20 protein-coding genes are annotated in these 20,533 nt (G+C 42.7%); 7 read left to right on the top strand and 13 right to left on the bottom strand.

Annotation, left to right across the window (positions count from 1 at the left end):
* Positions 1 to 297 precede the first annotated feature (297 nt).
* The 3 genes from JC525_RS10325 to JC525_RS10315 form a co-directional block, all read right to left on the bottom strand.
* Positions 298 to 546 carry an EF-hand domain-containing protein gene (locus tag JC525_RS10325; protein ID WP_105931294.1) on the bottom strand — a complete coding sequence of 83 codons (249 nt, stop codon included), beginning with the start codon at positions 544 to 546 and terminating at the stop codon, positions 298 to 300.
* A 53-nt stretch (positions 547 to 599) separates the two neighbouring features.
* Complete coding sequence (gene trhO, locus JC525_RS10320; RefSeq protein ID WP_198815762.1) at positions 600 to 1,595, bottom strand: oxygen-dependent tRNA uridine(34) hydroxylase TrhO; 996 nt, start codon at positions 1,593 to 1,595, stop codon at positions 600 to 602.
* A 138-nt stretch (positions 1,596 to 1,733) separates the two neighbouring features.
* Positions 1,734 to 2,288: a VC2046/SO_2500 family protein gene (locus tag JC525_RS10315; RefSeq protein WP_198815761.1), complete on the bottom strand. Its 555-nt coding sequence runs from the start codon at positions 2,286 to 2,288 to the stop codon at positions 1,734 to 1,736.
* Positions 2,289 to 2,409: 121 nt separating this feature from the next.
* Between JC525_RS10315 and JC525_RS10310 the strand changes: the two genes are divergently transcribed.
* The 3 genes from JC525_RS10310 to JC525_RS10300 all read left to right on the top strand — a co-directional run bounded on the left by JC525_RS10310 (position 2,410) and on the right by JC525_RS10300 (position 6,394).
* Positions 2,410 to 4,050, top strand: a complete 1,641-nt coding sequence (locus tag JC525_RS10310) for a response regulator (RefSeq protein WP_198815760.1) — start codon at positions 2,410 to 2,412, stop codon at positions 4,048 to 4,050.
* Between the two features lie 258 nt (positions 4,051 to 4,308).
* Complete coding sequence (locus tag JC525_RS10305; RefSeq protein ID WP_198815759.1) at positions 4,309 to 5,550, top strand: putative DNA modification/repair radical SAM protein; 1,242 nt, start codon at positions 4,309 to 4,311, stop codon at positions 5,548 to 5,550.
* A 49-nt stretch (positions 5,551 to 5,599) separates the two neighbouring features.
* Positions 5,600 to 6,394 carry a TIGR03915 family putative DNA repair protein gene (locus tag JC525_RS10300; RefSeq protein ID WP_198815758.1) on the top strand — a complete coding sequence of 265 codons (795 nt, stop codon included), beginning with the start codon at positions 5,600 to 5,602 and terminating at the stop codon, positions 6,392 to 6,394.
* Between the two features lie 29 nt (positions 6,395 to 6,423).
* Here the strand turns inward: JC525_RS10300 and JC525_RS10295 are convergent, their stop codons facing one another.
* Positions 6,424 to 7,266: a DUF6279 family lipoprotein gene (locus JC525_RS10295; protein ID WP_198815757.1), complete on the bottom strand. Its 843-nt coding sequence runs from the start codon at positions 7,264 to 7,266 to the stop codon at positions 6,424 to 6,426.
* 215 nt (positions 7,267 to 7,481) lie between these two features.
* Between JC525_RS10295 and JC525_RS10290 the strand changes: the two genes are divergently transcribed.
* Complete coding sequence (locus tag JC525_RS10290) at positions 7,482 to 8,507, top strand: ATP-dependent 6-phosphofructokinase (RefSeq protein WP_198815756.1); 1,026 nt, start codon at positions 7,482 to 7,484, stop codon at positions 8,505 to 8,507.
* Positions 8,508 to 8,615: 108 nt separating this feature from the next.
* On the opposite strand, the gene JC525_RS10285 is transcribed toward JC525_RS10290, so the two are convergent.
* The 4 genes from JC525_RS10285 to JC525_RS10270 all read right to left on the bottom strand — a co-directional run bounded on the left by JC525_RS10285 (position 8,616) and on the right by JC525_RS10270 (position 11,895).
* The gene (locus JC525_RS10285; protein WP_198815755.1) at positions 8,616 to 9,443 is read right to left on the bottom strand and encodes a LytR/AlgR family response regulator transcription factor; all 828 of its coding nucleotides are present in this window, start codon (positions 9,441 to 9,443) and stop codon (positions 8,616 to 8,618) included.
* 1 nt (position 9,444) lies between these two features.
* Positions 9,445 to 10,518: a sensor histidine kinase gene (locus JC525_RS10280; RefSeq protein WP_198815754.1), complete on the bottom strand. Its 1,074-nt coding sequence runs from the start codon at positions 10,516 to 10,518 to the stop codon at positions 9,445 to 9,447.
* A 162-nt stretch (positions 10,519 to 10,680) separates the two neighbouring features.
* Positions 10,681 to 11,142, bottom strand: coding sequence for an Mpo1 family 2-hydroxy fatty acid dioxygenase (locus tag JC525_RS10275; protein ID WP_198815753.1), 462 nt, complete (start codon positions 11,140 to 11,142; stop codon positions 10,681 to 10,683).
* A gap of 69 nt (positions 11,143 to 11,211) precedes the next feature.
* Positions 11,212 to 11,895 carry a PilZ domain-containing protein gene (locus tag JC525_RS10270; RefSeq protein WP_198815752.1) on the bottom strand — a complete coding sequence of 228 codons (684 nt, stop codon included), beginning with the start codon at positions 11,893 to 11,895 and terminating at the stop codon, positions 11,212 to 11,214.
* Between the two features lie 185 nt (positions 11,896 to 12,080).
* On the opposite strand from JC525_RS10270, the gene JC525_RS10265 reads away from it, so the two are divergent.
* Positions 12,081 to 13,898 carry a M61 family metallopeptidase gene (locus JC525_RS10265; RefSeq protein WP_198815751.1) on the top strand — a complete coding sequence of 606 codons (1,818 nt, stop codon included), beginning with the start codon at positions 12,081 to 12,083 and terminating at the stop codon, positions 13,896 to 13,898.
* A gap of 80 nt (positions 13,899 to 13,978) precedes the next feature.
* Here JC525_RS10265 and JC525_RS10260 read toward each other — a convergent pair whose 3' ends face one another.
* The 3 genes from JC525_RS10260 to yejK form a co-directional block, all read right to left on the bottom strand.
* Complete coding sequence (locus tag JC525_RS10260) at positions 13,979 to 14,890, bottom strand: M23 family metallopeptidase (RefSeq protein ID WP_198815750.1); 912 nt, start codon at positions 14,888 to 14,890, stop codon at positions 13,979 to 13,981.
* A gap of 59 nt (positions 14,891 to 14,949) precedes the next feature.
* Positions 14,950 to 15,825 carry a 6-carboxytetrahydropterin synthase gene (locus JC525_RS10255; protein ID WP_198815749.1) on the bottom strand — a complete coding sequence of 292 codons (876 nt, stop codon included), beginning with the start codon at positions 15,823 to 15,825 and terminating at the stop codon, positions 14,950 to 14,952.
* 66 nt (positions 15,826 to 15,891) lie between these two features.
* Complete coding sequence (gene yejK, locus JC525_RS10250) at positions 15,892 to 16,998, bottom strand: nucleoid-associated protein YejK (RefSeq protein WP_198815748.1); 1,107 nt, start codon at positions 16,996 to 16,998, stop codon at positions 15,892 to 15,894.
* A gap of 157 nt (positions 16,999 to 17,155) precedes the next feature.
* Between yejK and JC525_RS10245 the strand changes: the two genes are divergently transcribed.
* Positions 17,156 to 17,374, top strand: coding sequence for a DUF1414 domain-containing protein (locus tag JC525_RS10245; protein ID WP_198815747.1), 219 nt, complete (start codon positions 17,156 to 17,158; stop codon positions 17,372 to 17,374).
* An 8-nt stretch (positions 17,375 to 17,382) separates the two neighbouring features.
* The gene (locus tag JC525_RS10240) at positions 17,383 to 18,909 is read left to right on the top strand and encodes a DUF3413 domain-containing protein (RefSeq protein ID WP_198815746.1); all 1,527 of its coding nucleotides are present in this window, start codon (positions 17,383 to 17,385) and stop codon (positions 18,907 to 18,909) included.
* A gap of 108 nt (positions 18,910 to 19,017) precedes the next feature.
* Here JC525_RS10240 and gmhB read toward each other — a convergent pair whose 3' ends face one another.
* Complete coding sequence (gene gmhB / locus JC525_RS10235) at positions 19,018 to 19,581, bottom strand: D-glycero-beta-D-manno-heptose 1,7-bisphosphate 7-phosphatase (protein WP_198815745.1); 564 nt, start codon at positions 19,579 to 19,581, stop codon at positions 19,018 to 19,020.
* Entirely contained in the window at positions 19,578 to 20,399 is an 822-nt protein-coding gene (locus JC525_RS10230) for a putative RNA methyltransferase (protein ID WP_442859540.1), read from the bottom strand. The genes gmhB and JC525_RS10230 overlap by 4 nt, the downstream gene beginning before the upstream one ends.
* Between the last annotated feature and the right edge of the window lie 134 nt (positions 20,400 to 20,533).

Below are 20,533 nucleotides of genomic sequence, written 5' to 3'. Positions count from 1 at the left end.
ACTCTCTGTTGGAGAGAGTGGATAAATTTGGTCAATTAATTAATGCAATTGGTATAAGTGACAGTTCAATCGTTTGATTTGTAAACCAAAGTATCATTGCTTAGGGAGTAGAGGAATTAAGACAAAAAAGGTAGTTGGAAGAGCTTACTTTCAATTAAAACATGACATAAAAAAACGAGTACTTTTAAAAAAGCACTCGTTTTTGTTTATATTCTGTGTACGATTTTAAGTTTCACTTGCGCATTAAAAAGAGCGTAAGGAAACCTCTGGCAAATGTTGGCAACAGTAAGCCTTGGCTTAGTACTCCCACCACCCTTCTTGCCACCACTCCAAAAACTCTTCAAAGTCGATGTAACCGTCGTCATTACTATCGATAATCTTGAAGCCCTCTTGTACGTGGCTCGCTTTAGTTTTTGGCGAAATAACGGTTAGAAGCTCAATGAACTCTGGCAAATCAATTTGGCCATTGCCATCGCGATCGAAAAAGCTAAAGTCCTTCCTAATTTCTTCAATTTTAGATTCTGAAAGTTGAGTGCTCACTCGCATTCCTTAATTTCAACTGCAATAAACACGAGTGTAACGTCCTTCTTTCTGGCTGTCTACGCCTGATTTTCTTTCGCTTTAAGTGCGCGTAAACGTTGAGCTTCCGCTTTTTCTTTGCGTTTTTGTTCCATGGTCAAACGCGCTTCAGTTCCTACGTGTTCTTGTTGACGTTCTTTCGCCAGCTGAACTTGCTTTTCACGCTCTCTAAATCGAGCAATTTGGTCTTCAGTATGTGTACCAAAACAATGAGGACAGCTTACGCCCGGCTCGTATTTATCGCTTTGCTTGTCTTCTTCGGTGATAGGAAGTCTACATGCATAACACTGCTCGTAATGGCTTTTCTCTAAATCGTGATTAACGGCAACACGGTTATCAAATACAAAACAGTCCCCTTCCCACAGCGACTCTTCTTTTGGAACATCTTCAAGATACTGTAAAATGCCGCCTTCTAAGTGATAGACCTCTTCAAAACCCTGTTCTTTCAAATAAGCGGTAGATTTTTCACAGCGGATACCACCAGTGCAAAACATTGCAACTTTCTTATTTTTAGACGGGTCTAGTTCTTTTGCTACGTATTCTGGAAACTCGCGAAAAGTTTCAGTTTTTGGGTCGATCGCGTTTTTGAAAGTACCAATTTCAATTTCGTAACCGTTTCGTGTGTCAATAACCGTAACGTCCGGATCGCTAATTAGCGCGTTCCAATCTTTAGGTTTTACATACGTACCCACAGTTCGGCGCGGGTCGATACCCTCAACACCCATCGTAACAATTTCTTTTTTAAGCTTTACTTTAGTGCGGTAGAAAGGCTGCTCGTCGTGAAGTGACTCTTTAAAAGAAATTGGGTTAATACGTTCATCACTGTTCAAATAAGCGAGTAAAGCGTCGATACCTTCACGGGTGCCCGACACAGTGCCGTTTATACCCTCGTGAGCGAGAAGAAGAGTGCCTTTAATGCCATTTGCTTCCATGGCTTCAAGGAGAGGTTGACGAATTTCTTTAAAGTTTTCGAGCGCAACAAATTTATACATTGCGCAAACAATATATTTAGACATAGTTTTTTACCTTTGCTGATTGGAGCGTAAGACCAGTGCAAAAATGCGGCGCGCAATATAACAAAACTATAGGTTAAAAACTAGGAAAGATGTGATTTAGTGGGTCGTTTTTGGCTCTTTGTGGTTCAAAGCGTCGTGCTAAGCCATACTTCTAAAGGTCGCTGAATTTAGTTGTCCAGGGTTTGCAGAGTCGGTTTCACCGCGTTGAGAAGTAAGAATGTCATAGAGTAATGTATTGTCTTCTTTAACTGAATTTGCATATTGTTTTTTAAGTCTTTTTTGCGTAGCAAGGCTGCAGTTATGTATTACGTCATCGGGCAGTCGCTTTTCATCGTTGGTTTGTGCCAAAGGTGCAGGTTTTAATGCCAAGTACAGCCGCGCTGTGGCATAGTCCTGTGCAACAAGCAAAGGCATTACGTGCATTGTTTTCCATTCACTTTTGCCCGCAGCGAGTGACGGCCGCCTGTAATGATTTAATGAGGCAAGTTGTGCCTCTACGCTATTTTGTTGTTCTAAGCCTGAACTTGCCGGTTCAATTTGAAACGGCTCCGCAACACTGTGTTGCTGCATGGCAAGGTATAAGGAAAAAAGTGCACCTTGCGCTGATGCGCGAGCAAGCACCCCACTTCGCTCCCAGTAAATACTGGGGTCGATAGGCGTATTGTCGTTAGCAGCGGGAGTGTCTAATGGCATCCATTTTTATTACTTAATTTGCATACTTATGTTTTCGGCAAGATAATGTTTTTCTTAAGCTTATTTTTAAAAGTTAGATATACTTCTACTAGGCCTAGGTGCGCTCATTCACGGATGCGAAATGCAATTTAGCAACAAACAAGTCTTGATTGTTGAAGATCAACGACCTTTCCTCCTTCTCCTCAAGGGATTAATGCACTCTATGGGCGTGTCTGATGTGGTCACTAAATCGTCAGCAGAACAAGCGCTATCACTTTGCAAAAAGCATAAATTCGATATCATCATCTGTGATCTTCATTTAGGCGCAGACAACAAAAATGGATATGAATTAGTCGAGGAGCTGCGCACTGGCAGTCTCATTAGTCCAACGACCGTATTTATTCTAATTAGCGCCGATAGCGCACGACCGATAGTGTTAGGCTCAATAGAGCGTCGTCCAGATGACTTTCTTATCAAGCCCTTTTCACAGGTACAGTTAAAATCTCGAATTGTACGCGCTTTTCAAAAACGCGAGTTCTTAAAAGAAGCTTATACACTGATTAATAAAGGAGAACTCAATAGCGCTATCGACCATATTGAAGCGCTCCTAGATGCGCCGTCTCATTATAAAGGCCACTGTGAGCAACTCTTGGTGGAGTTATATTGGCGAATTGATCAGCCTAAAAAAGCGCTTGATGTCTTAAATAGCTACATAGATGGAAAGCCTGTGCTTTGGGCTCAAGTGGCGATTGGCAAAACCTACCTTCAATTGAAAGACTATGAAAAAGCTATATCAGTGGCTAAGAAAACCCTCAAGCGCAACAGATTTAATGCAGATGCACACGATATTCTTGCTCAGGTTTACCAAGCAATCACATCTGGTGAAAAAGCATTAGAAGCTATCAAGGAAGCAATTAAACTCTCTCCCTATTCGCTGCCAAGGCATTTTAAAGCCTGCGAGATTGGCAGAGATAATGAGGATTTGCTACTCGCGGCAAGCTCTAGTTTAGCTATTTGGGATTTATCAAAACGTACCGTACACAAAAACAGCCTTCATTGGTGCGGCATTATCAGAAGCTATTTAGACATTGCGGAATTTGCAGAAGATAAAAAACAGCGCAACAAGTATCAACAAGAAGCCCTTCTCACACTGCAGCGGGGAAAATTTGATGAACATCTTCAAAAAATAGACCGCGACTTTGACATAAGTATCTTTGGAAAAATTGTTAACGCCAGAATAAGCGCGATAGATGGAAAGTTAATAGACGCAAAGCGACATTTAGCCTTGTCTCAAAACTTACTAGATGAAAAGTACACTGACGTTCCTACTGCTTACATCCCTGATAGTATAAATGTGATGTTTAAATTGGGGGAATTCGATGACGCGATTCAGTTAAACGCGTTACTAGAGTCTCGGGACGATGAGCTCGACCAAAATAGTGCAAGTATGCTAAGAAAACAGGCTCAAAACGCGCAAAAAAGCCTGGCTAGCTATCAGCAGTTTAATCGTGAGGGTATTCAACATTACCAAGAAAAGGACTATGAGCGTGCTAAGGCATCATTTGCCCTTGCTCAAGGCTTTGCACCTGTTAATACCGGTGTTGCACTCAACCTACTTCAATGTCTTCTTCAAATATTAGTGAGAGAGGGTAAAGCCGATGCAAACTTGATTAATGAGTGTAAGCGTTTATTTAAGTTAATAGACGACATGGCGCTCAAAGCACCTTATAAAGAGAAATACGTCAATCTTCGAGACGAACTCTCACAATACATCGGTTTTTGACCTCTACACCAACGAATTGTGATTTATCGCAAAAGCACATTCTTAAGCCCGCTAATCGTCCGCTATCAACAAACATTCACACTGCGCATTCTTGTCTTTCCCATACAGTTTGATCGAGTATCAACATAACAGATTTGTACTGTATATATATACATGCTATAAAGCCGAATAGTCTTGGTGTGAATGAGCATAGATTGACTAAAGACTATGTGACAAAGCCGTTAAACTGTTTTTACCTAAAGGAAACACTAACCTGCAATGCATGACAAACTGATACAAAAACTAGAAATTCTTTCAGACGCCGCTAAGTACGATGCGTCTTGTGCAAGCGGCTCAGCAGGCAAACGGCAGGCGGGTAAAACGGATAAAGCCGGCATAGGCTCGCTGACTGGCGGTTCGGGTATATGCCATAGTTTTACCCCTGATGGACGGTGCGTTTCGCTATTAAAGATTTTGATGACAAACTACTGTATCTACGACTGCCATTATTGCATCAATAGAGTATCAAGCAATGTACGACGTGCCCGTTTCTCAGTGAAAGAAACTGTAGATTTAACCCTCAATTTTTATAAACGTAACTACATCGAAGGTTTATTTCTTAGTTCCGGTATTGTTGGCTCACCAGATTTAACGATGGAAAGTATGGTGCGCATTGCTAAATCTCTGCGCCTCGATCACGGGTTCAAGGGCTACATACACCTAAAAACCATCCCAAACGCCTCGCCCGAATTACAGGCTGAGGCCGGTTTATACGCAGATAGATTAAGTATAAATGTCGAGATGCCAACTCAACCTTCATTGAATAAGTATGCTCCAGAGAAAGACCTTGGCGCGATTCATGGGGCGATGAATACACTTAAAGACAAAATAACGGAACATAAAGTCGATAAAACACACTCAGGCAAACGCCCTCCCCGCTTTGCGCCTGGTGGACAGTCGACCCAAATGATCATTGGTGCGGATGATTCGAATGACAAAATCATTTTGGGAACCAGCGTTAAACTCTACAGCGAACAAAAACTCCGTCGGGTTTATTACTCTGCATTTTCACCTATACCTGACGCCTCACAAGTTTTACCTTTAAAACCAGCGCCTTTGATCCGTGAACATCGCCTCTATCAAGCTGACTGGCTTCTGCGTTTTTATGGGTTTACCCTCGATGAAATTGTTCATGACGACATGCTGGATATGGATCACGACCCCAAGCTCGCATGGGCATTACGAAATCGCCATGTATTTCCAATCGATTTAAACAAAGCCGATAAAATGCTGTTGTTGCGAGTACCGGGGCTTGGTGCACGCACGGTACAAAAAATTTTGTCTATACGCCGTTACACTAAACTAAATTGGATAGATCTTACGAAAATGCGGCTACCCCTAAAAAAGCTGAAACCTTTCATTAGCGTGGGCGACTACTCACCAGACATTCACTTACTCGATAGCAACAATTTTGAACTCCAATTTAAGCAGCCCAAGCAAATTGAGTTATTTGGTGCTTGAATGAAAGTCACACTAATAGTCCTAGGTTAACGTTAAAGGTAGTAACGAAATGAAGACGATAACCGTCACATCGGTGCCTGGCTTTGATAAATGGCGCGAAGCATCAAGGGAGTGCCTAGCACACGGCATTCCTCCAGAGCACGTTATCTGGCAAAACGCTCACTCGGTACAGGACGATCTGTTTGGCCATGAAGAGCAGACCCAAGCTACTAGCAATTTTCAAATAAAGTACACAATTCCCAAATCTGCTTTGGCGCTATTTAAATATGCACTGTGTCATAGTGATACGAACCGCTTTGCTTTGTGTTATCGCGTTTTGTGGCGGATAATTTATGAAAACAAAAATCTTATTCAATTAAAAACAGACGAAGACATAATGCAGCTTTATGCGCTTGCAAAAGCCGTCAAACGAGACGCATATAAAATGAGCGCTTTTCTGAGATTTAGGGAACTCAATAATGAGGGTAACGAGCACTTCGTCGCATGGTATGAACCAGAACATTACAGTTTAGAAATCAAGCTCGACTTCTTCCAAACGCGCTTTAAAAATATGCGGTGGTCTATCTTAACTCCTTACCGCGCCGCTCATTGGGATACCGAAACGCTTTTCCTTGAGGATAACCCGGATCCCAGTGTCGTTCCTGATGATGATCGTATTGAAAAGTACTGGCTTACTTATTACGCAAATATATTTAACCCTGCGCGCATTAAGACGAATGCGATGCTAAATCAGATGCCTAAGAAGTATTGGAAAAATATGCCTGAAACCTCGTTGATAGACGACATGATTAAGCAGTCGGGCGCCCGTGCACATAAAATGATTATTGATGGAAATAAACACTAAGTGGCTCTGCAGAGGATGTAGCCCCCTGCTTAGTCCTTAAAGTTTTCTACCGTGTTAATCAGGTCGTTAATATTTTCTATCAGTCTCTCGCGTTGGTTATCAGTAAGGGTGGAGAAGATTTCTGAAATCAGTGTTGCGGTAACCGTCATATTGTGCCCACTGCTCTGCTTATAAACATCTGTTTTATAGCTATCAGGGTTTTGCATCAGTGTGACAAGGTCTCTCTCAAAGTCACTATTAAATGTGCGCGTTACAAATAGCTTTCTTGCTGCATTTTGTATATTTCTGCGATATTTAAGCCATTCATCACCTGTAGAAATAAACTGTGAAGCGTATGTACGCACAATTTGTTTTTGCTCGACGGTAAGCTTTCCAATACGTTCATTAATGGTCTCTTCAATACGCTCAACCCGTTCTTCTAAACGCTTTTCTTCTGATTTCGCAAGCAATTCAAGACGCTCTTCTTCTTCCTCTTTATTGTCTTTTTCAAGTGCAGCAAAAAGAGAAACGACTTGTTCGTCATCTAAGGTTTTTGCGATTAACGCCAACTCAGGGCTTATTTCGTCGCGCACTCGCTCCCAATGCTCCCTTGCTTGAACTAGATGGCCCTGCACTGCGCCAGAATCTAGCCTACCTTCTTTGATTTGGCTTTTAATCTCGCTGAGGTGCGCTTTATAGCGCTCAAGCTCTGACGTTTGGTGCCAACGCAACCAGTTTTGCAAATAATCATCAAATTTTTCTTCCTGCTCATCCTTAAGCTCTATGTAGTCGTCCATATACCAATAAACCCACCAATCGAGGTTGTTGTAGGCCAATTTCGAACTACATGAAGCAAGAAAGATTAAAGAAAACAATACTAACAGTGGGCGCATAACTTATCCTTTTATGTTGACTACGTTCTTTGCCGTAAAATCGCTTATTAGTTTTGAAAATGAAAGAGCGTAAATAGTGGATAGTTCACTATATCGTACCGATTTACTATTTTTAGTGAGGTTTCTACTATATTAAACAATATCTACGTTCACTTTACGTAGCGAAACCTTACCGGTACTTTAACCATATTACCTGAAAAAAGAAGGATTTTAGTGTGTCAAAACGTGTCGCAATTTTAACCTCTGGTGGCGATGCACCAGGTATGAATGCATGTATAAGAGCAGCCATTATTGCGTGTCAAAAAGCTAAATTTACTTTGCTAGGTTACAAACATGGTTACAATGGCTTACTGCAACAAGAGCATGTTTCACTTTCTCTCGATTCGACCCACAATCTTATTCAACAAGGCGGTACTATTTTGCACAGCGCCCGTTGCAAGGAGTTTAAAAACCGAGAAGGGCTGATGAAAGCAGCTGAAAACCTAAAGCAAGCAGAGATTGACACACTTATAGTAATTGGTGGCGATGGTTCGTTTCGCGGAGCATCCAAATTGAGTGAACATTGGGATGGCCAGATTATAGGTATACCCGGCACTATAGATAACGATATTGCCGGGACAGATGCAACTATTGGCTATTTTACCGCCATAGACACCGCGATGAGTTCAATAGATAAAGTCCGAGATACCGCAGATGCGTTTGAGCGGATTTTTCTAGTAGAAGTTATGGGGCGCAATGCCGGTTTTTTAGCATTAAATGCAGCCCTTTCCTCGGCTGCAGATTACGTGGTTGTGCCAGAATTTTTTGAATCTGCCGACGTCGAGATTCAAAAAATGGTAGCGCAAATCAAAGCGCAGCGGGCATTAAAAGGCGCGGTAAGCTTTATCGCTGTGGTAGCAGAAAACGTCTGGCCCAATGGCCTACAAGGTTTAACTGATGCTTTGCAGCAGCACGGTATAAGTGATGTCAGGCCGGTTACATTAGGCCATGTTCAACGTGGAGGCTCACCGGTGGCTCAAGACCGTTTGCTGGCAACAACTCTTGGAGAACATGCTATTAGTTTAGTTGGGACTGACCTTACTGACATTATGGTAGGTGAAGTGAATCAGCGCCCTGTCACCGTTCCTTTGTCGATGACGTGGAAAAATACAAAGCCGCTCAACGAAGCACGCGTAGAGGCGATGCGTACGCTGATGAATGAAAGGTACGTTAGTCACCAACTAATTGCCTATGACCATTAGATCTGATTTTTGATTCAATTAGCAATGCCTACCGGTGAAAGACAAAAAAAGCCTTGTTTTTGGATAGAACAAGGCTTTTTGGCACGTGTTACTCATTCAGCATCCGCTTTACATTTTCATAGCCGCTTTTACTTTGTCACGATGGCTACGGCTTACTTTGAGTTCGGTGTCATTTTGAAGAATAAGGTGATATTCACCGCTAATATGACTCACTAACTTCTTAACAAATCGAATGTTGGCAATCGCTGAACGGTGAACGCGAACGAAAAACTGCGGGTTAAGCTCTTGTTCTAACTCTTTCATGGTTTTGCGCATAATATGCATGCCATCAAGTGCATGTACACACATGTAGTCACCCGCAGCATCAATCCACTGTATGTCTTGAACATTAACACGCGTTACCTCAGAGCCGTCTTTTATAGCGAGCACATCCGGATACGGATTGGTCTCCACCGGTTCACCATTAGCTAGCTTGCGAAGAATTTCTTCGCAATCGTCACCTGTTAATTCAGCTACCAGACTTACAAGCTTTTGCGACTGCTCGTCTTGGTGCTGCGTTAAAAAATACTCACGTACTTTGTTTAACGCAGCGCCTAAACGTTCGTCGTCTGCAGGTTTTAATAGGTAATCAAGTGCATGAACGTCAAACGCTTTGATAGCATAGCTATCATACGCGGTTACAAACACAATCATTGGGATGGGCTGCTTTAATTCGCGAAGCTTATGAATGACTTGAAAACCATTTAAACCTGGCATTTGAATATCTAAGAACACCAAGTCCGGACGGTGTTGAGAAATGCTGCTCACCGCTTCAAGGCCGTTTTGACATTCGGCAACCACCTGGACATCGTCGTGGCGCTCTAACCTAGCACGAAGCCCCTTGCGAGCTAAAGGTTCGTCGTCCACTACAATGGTTTTGATCACTTGCTTTGTCATGTTATACGTCCTTAACTTCATACGGAATGCGGATTCTTACTCGCACACCAGAAGGCTGATTGTGTTCTATTGAGAATGCAAAATTACGGTGATAAAGGGATTGTAAACGCTCTTTAATATTGGCTAAGCCCACGCCGTTCTCTCGACTAAGCGTACCGTCTTTTATGTCCGCGCCTGGCCCGTTGTCGGCAACGTCCATCAATAGGTCGTTGCCGAAAGTACGTGCTGTTATTGAAATACGACCACCATTTTCCATCTTAGATATGGCGTGCTTTATCGAATTTTCAATAATTGGCTGTAAAATCATGCTTGGTACGAGAGCACTCACGCAGCCTTCATCAATGTCCCAGAGCACTTCTAAACGATCATCGAAACGCACTTTTTCAATCTCTAAGTATAGACGCAAAGCCTTAATTTCCTGCCCTAATGGCACTCGCTTTATCGGGTCGTTATCGAGTGAGTACCGCAAGAAGTCGCTGAGGCGCGACACCATTGCTTCTGCAGTATCATTCTCTCTTAGCAGAATGAGTGTTGATATGGCGTTGAGCGTATTAAACAAAAAGTGCGGATTAAGCTGATAGCGTAGCATTTTTATGTGCGCTTGGTGCGCCATAGTGCTTGCTTTTAGCGCATTTTGCTTTTCTTTTTGTAGCATCTGAAAGTTCTTGATGCCGAAGTATACGCCGCTCCAACAGCCGACCATTATCAAGGAATTAATGGTGTTGGTGAAATACATATACCATTCATCTGGGCGATATCCATGTTTATAGATTTCCCAATAGTTGATGTTCTTTACCACGGCCCAAAGAAGCGCAACAAAATAGCAAGACACTATCACGATTATGATCATGTGAAGCGGCGACTGCTTTCTTGCCCATCGGTAGACATATCGAAGGGGGATAGTTAGCAACCATCCCGCATAGGCGTTGAGCATGATGATGAAGACCCATATAGGTCTTACATCGTGGAGAAACGATCCAATGTAATAAATTATCGCAAACCCTGCCCAGCCTGCACTGTGCAACGTCCAAAATAATCGTTCATTACTTTCTATTACACGCTGAAAGCGACTCACAATACTACCAGTTTAAAAACTTATAGTAAGATTATACGCATGCATTGCTATCACCCAAGCAGCTTGGTCGTGCCACTTATGCTTCTGGTCGCAGGTCAAAATCTTGAAATTAGACATTTTTTGGCGAAATTAAAGGGGTTATCAGATTAAAGCCGCTTGGCTTTAGTAGCTAATATTCATTCTTTTCAGCCAGTGTACCCACCACCAAGCTGGGCCAACTAAAAGAAACCGTAAATCATCCAAAAAAGAGGGTTTCTTTCCTTCGATATGATGACCGACAAATTGAAGAGCCCACATAACGACAAACAAAACAAGGGAAAAAGACCACACGGTAATATTGAAATGTTCAAGGATGTTAATTGCACCAAAGCACAGAATAGTGAGTAAGGTCATTGCCGCCCCAATGGGCCCTGAAAGAAGGAAATAGTAATAAAGTACAGGCAAGGCGATGATGTGCGCCCACGTTACATCAAACTGCGCGATAAAACTTGGTACAGGTATACTCCATAACAAACCAATTGAGACAAAATAAATGCTCGGCACCGCTATCGCATGGATAATGACGTTAGTTTTATTTTGATGACTTTCACCGTATTGTATTAATAAACGCTCAATGCTTCTCATGTAGCCCCCTTAAACTGCTTACTTAACTAATATTTAAAGCGCACCCGTTTTGTCATTTTCATCGCACTATTACGCCAAAAGTGTGTGACGCGCCAACAGCGTCTTTATCAGCTTCTCTTCACAAGTAAAGGCGAGCCCGTAGTAAACCACATCGTTTTCTATCTTATGGTTTTTTACTTTAGCTGTAAGCACCACTTCCTTACCATCTAACGAATAATTTATTTTAACATCTGATTCATCAATCATTATTGGCCAATTCGGTTTCGCTTGTAACGCAACTTTCGCCCCTTTTTCGCTCAAATCAACGATAATCCCCGTCACATTCTCATCGTTTGGGTACACGCCTGCATCTAGCGTTACTGATACACCAAGTTGTGCACGCTTAACCGACCGAAGTCCGATACTTTCAATTCGTTTTGGAAAGGTTGTAATAAGTAACCCTGAAGGCTTTGAGAGTAACTTAAGCACTTTTACTTTAAACGCAATTACCTGACCGGTATCGCCTTCAAGCACAGAGCGAACGACGACATCGTTACCTACGGTAAGAGCATCTCTCACCGTTATCCATTTAGCAGATGTTGGAACGTGAAAGAGCAAGCACTCGTCAATAAGCATGCCTATGTAGTCAGTTTTAACGCGCTTTGGCGCAGCCGGCATAGCAATTTGCAAATCGACGGTATCGCCGGGTACCAACGTTCGCAAAGAATCTAAACTTTCTTCGTTCAATAAACTGCTCTGTATTTTTTCAGCCATTTGTCTTTGTTATTGCTGGAACCAACATTTATGAAGTTAATGTACGCATCAAACAAAAACTAATCAATACTGTGAGGTGAAAGAGCCTTAATAAACATTAAATATTACGGTATATGAATATGTTGGGCTCAGAGCGATAGATTGGTATAGTTAATAGTTCCTGTTCTTCACCCTATCGGACGTTTATGCCTACAGCTCTCCGCTATACGTTAACTATTTCAAATTGGCGTGCTCATCAATTCATCGTTGTGCTTCATATCCCTGAACACAGCGAAAACACGCTAGAACTCTTTTTGCCAAGCTGGATCCCAGGAAGCTATATGGTTAGGGATTTTGCCAAGAGCATAATAGATATCGACGCAACCGTTAGTGAAACGACAACAGAAGAGGAAGTGGCACTTCTCCCTATCACCAAACTCGACAAGCAAACGTGGCAGATAGGAACGCAAGGTAAGCCATGTACTGTTCGGTATTCAGTTTATGCAAACGATTTGTCCATTCGATCAGCATTCATCAACGACCAGTACGCTTTTATCAATGGTACCAGTGCTTTTCTTAAAGTGTCTGGGTTCGAAAATGCAGGCTGCGAACTTAATATTAAACTTAACGAGAATGATCCAACAACCGCTAATTGGAAAGCCTATACGTCAATGCCTACGCGCCTAGATAGCGCATCTTCTTCTGGGTGGCATTTCGTCGCACAAAATTACGACGAGTTTATTGACCATCCTATTTATGTAGGTATTGCCGATACCCATTGTTTTAATGTGGATGGTGTTTCATTCACCCTGCTGTTTTCTGGCAATAACAACATCGACTATGAGCGTATCGCTCAAGATTTAACGCCTATTTGCAAACATCACCTTGATTTGTTTGGCACCCCTCGGGCTATCGATAATTATCTGTTTATGACACTGCTTGCCGATAATGGGTTTGGAGGTCTTGAACATAAGTACTCTACCGCTTTACTCTATCCCCGTTTTGATTTGCCACAAGTTGGCGAAAGTAGTAAAAAAACAGATAGCTATATTACATTTTTAAGCCTCTGTAGCCATGAGTTTTTCCATACATGGCACGTAAAGCGAATTAAACCCAATGTTATGGTAAATCCAGACTTGTCGCAGGAAACCTATACCAATCAGCTTTGGATTTATGAGGGATTTACGAGTTTTTACGATGATGTAACCCTTGCAAGAACCGGTGTGATCGAACCGCAGAAATACCTCGATATTGTGGCGCAAAACGTGAGTCGGCTTTTACAGAATGCAGGGCGCTTAAAACAAACCGCCTCAGAGAGTAGTTTTGATGCATGGACAAAGTTCTATAAGCAAGATGCAAGCGCCACTAACAATATTGTAAGTTATTACACAAAAGGCGGTGTTATTGCCCTAGGACTGGATTTATTGCTTAGAAAAGAGTCTAACGACAAGGTAGGCCTAGATACCCTAATGCAGTTACTTTGGCAGCATTATGGGATAGATGAAAAAGGTACGCCTGATAGTGTTATTCAGGATTTATGTAAAACACATTTTGATATTGATGTATCAGCATATCTAGACCAGGTGGTTTATGGCACAAATGACGTAGAACTCGCTTCCCTCGTTAGAGAAATGGGTGTTGAATACCGCACTCGCCCTCGCGTGTCGAGTGACGACAAAGGTGGTATAACGTCTCAGCCCGCAATTATCAATCAGCTTGGCGCCACGCTAAAACCAGCAAGCTTTGGCTTAACGGTTGTACAGGTTTTTGAAGGGCTTGCCGCCATGGATGCAGGAATTCTGCTAAACGATGTGATTATTGCGCTTGATGGGCACATCGTGAATGTGCAAAAGTTTCAACGTCTTCTAGATAATGCACAGGCGTCAACGGTAGAGATAACCCTCATTCGTGATGGCAGACTCATAACCTTGCCCCTTAATGTAGTTAAAGCCCGCCCTGACATGGCGTACTTTACCATTACCGATGAGCTTAAACTCAGTAAATGGTTAGGTCGAAAGAGCTAAAGAACCGAGTTATTTTTTATTTTCAGAGAAAAGGCACCATACAGTGCCTTTTTACGTTTGGCGAGCGCACGCTACTGTGCTCAATCCTCTTCTGGAGAGCCAGATACTACCGTCTGTGGGTCTAAACGTATTTTCCCAAGATTAATACGCCAATCTAGGTGCGGTCCCGTCGAGCGCCCGGTTGTTCCAATCGTACCAATTTGCTCACCTTGCTTTACCGTATCACCCACTTCTACAGTGATGGTGTCCATATGTAAAAACGTCGAAAACACACGCATACCATGATCAATGATGAGAGTGTTTCCTGAGTAGTAGAGGTCGTCAGCCATTGTTGCAACCCCATCTACCGGCGCATATACAGGTGTACCTGTTTCATTTGCTATATCAAGCCCGTAATGAGGCCATTTCGGCACGCCATTTAAAATGCGCTGGCTACCATACACGCCAGAAATACGTCCATTGGCTGGCCACTTAAAGCCCGTAAACAATGCGTCTAAATCAGAATTGCTGCTACGAGCATTCGCCACATTGATATTATCTTGCTTAATACGTGCTGTGACTTCAGCAGGTGGTGTAACCATTTTTTGCTCTAACCCATCAATGCGCTGAATATTATATTCCCGCTTTTCTAGCGTAATGTGGCGCTCCCATTTCTGACCGCTGGCTAATTCCACAGTGAGAAGTTGGTTTAGCGGGGCTTCTCTTTCAAACCCCACAACAAACTTGCCATCCTTGTTGGTCGGCACGCTCTGCCCATTTAAGAAAACACTTGCGCCTATTGGCGCTTGCCCGCGCAACAATGCGCCTTGTGTAAACTTCCCATTGAGCGTGACATCTATGTTTGGTTGATGCGAAGGTTTAGCAGTGGTGCCGCTAGTGTCAATCCCTGCTGAAGCAAAACTCACCTGCGGCGCTACACTTAGCGCAATCGAGCAGATTAAAGCACGAGTAAGTAATCTAAAACTCGCGTTTCGCATTCGTGTAATTTCCATAGCCAATTCCTTTCCCAGTTGAGTCGCTATCTTGTCGTGCCGGTGTTTGAAGGTTTCGCCTACCCTTTAACGGTTGCCCCCTTACCTACGCCTTCATAAGCAATAACCTGACAAACGCCATCTGGTGTCCGTTTCTTTTGTTCTTCAAGTAAATACTGTGCCAAACACTCAACCGTAGAGTCAGTTTCAATAATTTCGCAATCTGATTTGGGAATTAACAATTCAAAATAGCCCTGCGAAGACTCATAAGCAAAGCAGTGATAATCCTCTTGATTTTCTACTTTGCCCTTTAATTTTCTGTCACTGTAGGCAATCTGGTCTTCACGAGTGGCAATGTAGATATCTTCCCAGCGTTCAGCCCAGTATCGCTGGCTGTCGACACACACTTCTCCGTCAAGAAGGATATCAATACGAGAACGATGGCCATGAGCGATACGTTGGCAATTACCATCATGCTTTTTTAGCCCGTGGGTATAGTGATAGTAAGGTGAAGTAATGATCTCTTCCCGAAGATGAAGCGTTATATTTTCAACGTTTTCCGGCAAATGCGTAGCCAAAACCTCTTTAAGATAAACACCCACTGAATCCATATTAATTTCATCAGAATACACAAACGCATAAGCTTCAGCAGGACAATGAAGCATGATGCTACGGCCATCTGTGCAGGTAAAACGGGTTTCAACCTGTTCTGAGTCATCGTCATGGATCACTTCTGAGCCTTCATACTCAGCCGGCACAAGCAACTTATGATCAACATATTCGTCAATCAATCGCTTTAAGTTCTTTTTAACATGACCGAAGTCTTGAACCATGCTTTCTTCGTTAAGTTCACCGTCCAAAATCACATCGACAATCCAGCTTTCGCCAACCATGCCGCGCTTTGGGCAAAGGTAAGAGAAGTCCATCACTGTCAAATCATTTACAAATAATTGCATAACATCCTTGAATCGAGTCTATTTTCTGAAAACTAGTATACGTTTTTTATCGCGGCTTCGCAGCGACTAGTCCATTGAAGATTGGCGATTAAGCTGATCTTTTAAATTGGGTGGAATTCCACGGATAGTCAGCGTGTCTGTTGCTGGATCATAAAAAACCCTGTCACCCATAAGTTTGCGCTCAAAGCTCAGCGAAATACCTCCCCCCTGCCCAGTAAACTTAGCAAGCTGTTTCAACGCCGCAGGGTCTGGCTGAATTTCTTTTTCAAGCGGAACTTCCATTGACTGAGTAAATACAGAAAAGTTGCTGCTAGTTTCTTCGTTTTGTGGAAGTCGGTTAGCCAGTTCGTCTACTGACAGGCTTTCACCCGCATCAATTTTTTCCTTGAAGTAAGATTTCACTTCTTCTCTGTGCTGATGCTGCTCTTGTGGGTCTAGCGATTCACTGGCTAAATATGCATCCACAGAAGAAATAAGCTGTTTGTTTTGCTGCTTAACGTCTACCAATTCTTCGCAACCAACAAACTGCATGAAAAAGTCTGATACTTTACGGCCCATTCTGCCTTTGATGAAACTAACGTAGCGCTGTTGCTCTGGTTGAATATCCCATTGGGTTAAATCGAACCGAACGGCGAGCTGCATTTTCGCCAAATCTAAATGCTCGCGGGCTGATAAATCGAGAGAGTTTGTCACTTCAACATGCGACCGGGTATTTAACAACGCAATCATAAGATACTGCGTAGCTAAATATTCGTACTGACAGAAAATTAAAAAACCCGTTTCTACCGTTCCGGTTTCAGCCAGCGTTCGGACTAAGCGGTTTGTCGCTGACACTGAAAATGCGTGAAATGCATCTTCTACATTGTCGCCCGCCGCTTTTTGAATATCCATATACTCTCTTAGGCCTTCCGCAAACTCAGCTACATTTTCCGTGCTTTTCTGCGTCTCGGCGTCCCCCTCTTCATTCTCAACTTTGGCTTCGCGGGTGACTTCACTAACGAAGTGGCCTACTCCTTTTCCCGGCTTAGCGTTAAAACTGTGATTGATTTGATGGGCAAGAAGCTCAATGTCGGGCGTCACTGCTAGGCAGTTTTCTCGCGGAATAGCTTCAATTTTCTCTTCTTTGTTTACAATCAAACGATGTACAACAAAGTGATGAATCAGTGCACTCATAGAGTATCAGGTGTCCTGTGGCTTAAAAAGTGTCAGAATTATTCAAAGAATTGCGGGATTTAAGAATGAATGATTGTACTCACTCAAACAACGATTATAATCATTTTACGTGTAAAACCATTCTTTTTATCAAAGAAATCCTAAAAAAGGCGTAGCAATGCCCCAACAAAGCCGTTATAACAACGACGAATTCGAAGCGCTAATGAATAACGTTATTCTAACTCTTGAACAAGCTGGTGCAAACCGTGACCTTTCTCTTATGGTGTTAGGAAATGTGATTACGCATATTTTGAACACGCAGGTAGCCCCAGAAAATCGTGAAAAAATGGCAACCCAGTTTGCCGATGTTCTAAAGAAAAGCGTTAAAAATAGCTAAGGGATAGCATGATACTTGCCGAATCACCTCGTCGCCAGCGCGTTACAAAACTGGTAAATTGGGGGCACTGGTTTGCCTTGGCGAATATTATCATCGCCATTGTTATTGCCTCAATCTTCGTGTTCTCATCCCCTATGCCTGGCACAGGTGTCGGCACTGTGTACCTTCTTGCCAATTGGTTTGGTCATATAGGATTTATGACCTTCTTTGGCTTTGTTATCTTTATCCTTCCGCTTTGCTATCTGGTCAATAACCAGAGAGTAATAAAGTTAAGTGCATCAATTATTGCTGCAGTAGGCCTTGCGCTTCTGGCATTCGATGCCTTGCTTTTTAACCGTACAGGATTTCATATAAGCTTTCATGCAGCAGATTTGCTGCGCAGTGAAGCACAATCGACAATGGCTATCGAGAGCTGGCAGCAGTGGTCATTTCTACTTCTTCTATTTGTGGTATGGCTAGGCTTTCAACTGGTTTTAGCTAACGCAATTTGGAAGCGCGTCGAGCGTTTTACTCGCTATAAGATAGGGATACCCGTCACCACCTTTTTCGTGAGTTGCTTTGTTACTAGTCACGCTATTCATGTATGGGCTGATGCCAAGCTTTATCAACCAATCATAAAACAAGACAACATGTTTCCCCTGTCTTACCCAGCGACGGCCAAAACAACGATGTCTCGATATGGTCTTCTCGATTTAGCGGCCTATGAAGAGCGAAAGCAACTACAGTTCAATCCAGACATTCATAACATTACTTATCCTGCAGAGCCTGTCTATTGTTCCGTAGAGACAAATAAAAACCTAACGGTAGTGGTACAAACAGACAACGAACAAATCCTACATTTAGGAGAAATGGACCAAACTAGCTTGAACAGAGTAGCCAATTACTATTCAACTGCGAGCAGCATTGAGGGTTTGATGATATCAACCCTCTTTGGTGTGCCTGAGATATATCAAGACGCATTGTCTCAAAAGCGCCCTGTTCTTCTTGCGCTTCCGTTGGGTTTGGGTATGCCAGTTTCTATTCATAGTGATGAAGCGCTACCACTACCGCAACTATCGGGCTACCAACAGCCAATAACGAACAATCACCAAGGGCTTCATATCGCTTTTATGCATAGCGCAGATATAGGAAGTTATGTGAAGAGTACGCTTGAACGTAAACACGATATTATTGTGGCAACGGGATTCGGAAGTGAAGATGGAAAAGGCTCGCTTTACAGTACCCTTGAGTTGAACGCGACGTTAGCGAGTACCGAAGATTTGGCACCTACAATACTCGGCGCTCTGGGATGTAACGCGCCCACCACCTATTATTCAACGGGACAAAATCTATTATCCCCAAACAGAGCTTGGTTGGTGAGTACTTCAGGCGAACGTATTGTCGTATTCCACGATAATAAACGCACTGATGTATTAAGTAATGGGAGTTACGAAATTAGTGATATGGCAACGGGTAAACGCAGTAAGGACCCGTTGAACGTCGATTTACTCAGTCAGGCAATAAAGCACCTCTCACGCTTTTCAACGCAAAATTAGTGATTAACGCTGCTGTGCGGTAATATCCGTTACCCACAGCAGTTTAAACCCTATCCCACTGAAAGTTCTTGATTTTTATTTCAATCTCGGTTACGCATAACCACCTATTTACTTAATCAACTCTTTTAAACTCGCAATTTTTGTTACCGTGTGGTCTTTCGAAAGCTGTGCTTCCTGCTCGCTTGTAGCATTGTCTTTGCTTAGGAAAAAACTTTGCTTTAGCCCAGCAGCATCCGCTGCTTGTATATCCCGCCAGCTATCACCAACTAAAACGCTATTGGCTAAGTCTAGGTCCAAATCTTGGGCAGCCGATAAAAGCATTCCTGGTGCAGGCTTTCTGCATGTGCACTTTGTTGTGTACTGAGGTATTTTTCCATCGAGATGGTGCGGGCAAAAATAAATTGGTAGCGAATGAATACCATGGAAAGAAAAATCTTTTTGAACCCGTTCCATAAGTACTTCAAAGTCACTTTCGGTATAGTAACCACGGGCAATGCCGCTTTGATTTGTTACAACAACCGGGAGAAACCCTTTAGTTTGGAAGAAAAGGACCGCATCAAAGATTCCCTCCATAAAATCAAATTCGTCATACTTTCCAACATAGCCATGGTCCACGTTTATAACTCCGTCTCTGTCTAGAAAAAGCGCACGCTTCTGATTATGACTTTTCATTGAACATCTTCACTGTTATGTTTTTGCCAAAGTTGAATATGAAAATCGGCTGAAACCGACGTTAATGTTTTCACAATCTCCTTAATTTTTCCTTCTGGCAATTTCCAGTAAAACGGCGTCATTTTAATCAACGCAAGTACGTGATCATGACTTTTAAAATCAATAGAAAACGTAAATATCTCATTGTGTAATCTCGTAAACCCTACTCTTGGCGCGTCTTCAAGCTGGTGTTGTTTCGGGTCGTCATAAATCATTGTTTTTAGTTCAAACAAATGATTTGGAGCAGGGTCCACAGTAAGCAAAAGGCCATGGTCTCTTAGAGCCCTGAGATATTCATCGTTGCTCCCTGGTGCAAAAACTTGGATTATCACGTCTTGGCTGTCGTCACCGAGAGGTAAGTCAAAGCTACTTGCTACGACAAACTGCGATCGCTTAAACGCCTTGGCGGCAAGTTCAACCGCTATCTTTGCAATATCACTACCCGCGCCATTAACTGCAAGTCCTTTGGATAATAGGCCGTCGATAATCGCATCCAAGTAGCTACCTTCTCCGCAGCCAGCATCGTAGATATTAATGAGATTAGATTTGTGCCCTTCATCCAAAAGTTCAGAATGAATATCTTTCTTGCTCAGGGCATCCCGGAGTAAAGATATCATTCTCTCTTTCAGAGGTAGGTAAGCGTTTAGCTTGTGAAATTCTCTTCGAGCTCTCACCATGTCCTTATCGTCCCCTGGCAATTTTGATTTTTTAAACTGAACAGGTAATAGATTTACGTAGCCTGATTTTGCCTTGTCGAAGCTATGGCGGTTGGGGCACATGATTTGTTGAGTATCTAAAGAAATCGGGGATTTACAAAGTGGGCAGTGCCACATGACAGGATCTTACTTGAAGGAAATTTGCCGCAAAGGATATCAAATCCAGTACCTTTACGGCAACACACAGTGTTCTCTTG

Origin of the sequence: Alteromonas sp. IB21 (assembly GCF_016405965.1) — a bacterium.
GTDB lineage: Bacteria > Pseudomonadota > Gammaproteobacteria > Enterobacterales > Alteromonadaceae > Alteromonas.
This window is presented reverse-complemented; position numbering and strand designations above follow the sequence as displayed.

Excerpts from the sequence above, each read along its gene's own strand:
- JC525_RS10295 (WP_198815757.1), bottom strand. The coding sequence starts at position 7,266 with ATGCGCCCACTGTTAGTATTGTTTTCTTTAATCTTTCTTGCTTCATGT.
- JC525_RS10285 (WP_198815755.1), bottom strand. The coding sequence starts at position 9,443 with ATGACAAAGCAAGTGATCAAAACCATTGTAGTGGACGACGAACCTTTA.
- JC525_RS10260 (WP_198815750.1), bottom strand. The coding sequence starts at position 14,890 with ATGGAAATTACACGAATGCGAAACGCGAGTTTTAGATTACTTACTCGT.
- JC525_RS10300 (WP_198815758.1), top strand. The coding sequence starts at position 5,600 with ATGAAGACGATAACCGTCACATCGGTGCCTGGCTTTGATAAATGGCGC.
- JC525_RS10245 (WP_198815747.1), top strand. The coding sequence starts at position 17,156 with ATGCCCCAACAAAGCCGTTATAACAACGACGAATTCGAAGCGCTAATG.
- trhO (WP_198815762.1), bottom strand. The coding sequence starts at position 1,595 with ATGTCTAAATATATTGTTTGCGCAATGTATAAATTTGTTGCGCTCGAA.
- JC525_RS10310 (WP_198815760.1), top strand. The coding sequence starts at position 2,410 with ATGCAATTTAGCAACAAACAAGTCTTGATTGTTGAAGATCAACGACCT.
- JC525_RS10240 (WP_198815746.1), top strand. The coding sequence starts at position 17,383 with ATGATACTTGCCGAATCACCTCGTCGCCAGCGCGTTACAAAACTGGTA.
- JC525_RS10230 (WP_442859540.1), bottom strand. The coding sequence starts at position 20,399 with ATGTGCCCCAACCGCCATAGCTTCGACAAGGCAAAATCAGGCTACGTA.
- JC525_RS10305 (WP_198815759.1), top strand. The coding sequence starts at position 4,309 with ATGCATGACAAACTGATACAAAAACTAGAAATTCTTTCAGACGCCGCT.
- JC525_RS10265 (WP_198815751.1), top strand. The coding sequence starts at position 12,081 with ATGCCTACAGCTCTCCGCTATACGTTAACTATTTCAAATTGGCGTGCT.
- gmhB (WP_198815745.1), bottom strand. The coding sequence starts at position 19,581 with ATGAAAAGTCATAATCAGAAGCGTGCGCTTTTTCTAGACAGAGACGGA.
- yejK (WP_198815748.1), bottom strand. The coding sequence starts at position 16,998 with ATGAGTGCACTGATTCATCACTTTGTTGTACATCGTTTGATTGTAAAC.
- JC525_RS10325 (WP_105931294.1), bottom strand. The coding sequence starts at position 546 with ATGCGAGTGAGCACTCAACTTTCAGAATCTAAAATTGAAGAAATTAGG.
- JC525_RS10255 (WP_198815749.1), bottom strand. The coding sequence starts at position 15,825 with ATGCAATTATTTGTAAATGATTTGACAGTGATGGACTTCTCTTACCTT.
- JC525_RS10275 (WP_198815753.1), bottom strand. The coding sequence starts at position 11,142 with ATGAGAAGCATTGAGCGTTTATTAATACAATACGGTGAAAGTCATCAA.
- JC525_RS10315 (WP_198815761.1), bottom strand. The coding sequence starts at position 2,288 with ATGCCATTAGACACTCCCGCTGCTAACGACAATACGCCTATCGACCCC.
- JC525_RS10270 (WP_198815752.1), bottom strand. The coding sequence starts at position 11,895 with ATGGCTGAAAAAATACAGAGCAGTTTATTGAACGAAGAAAGTTTAGAT.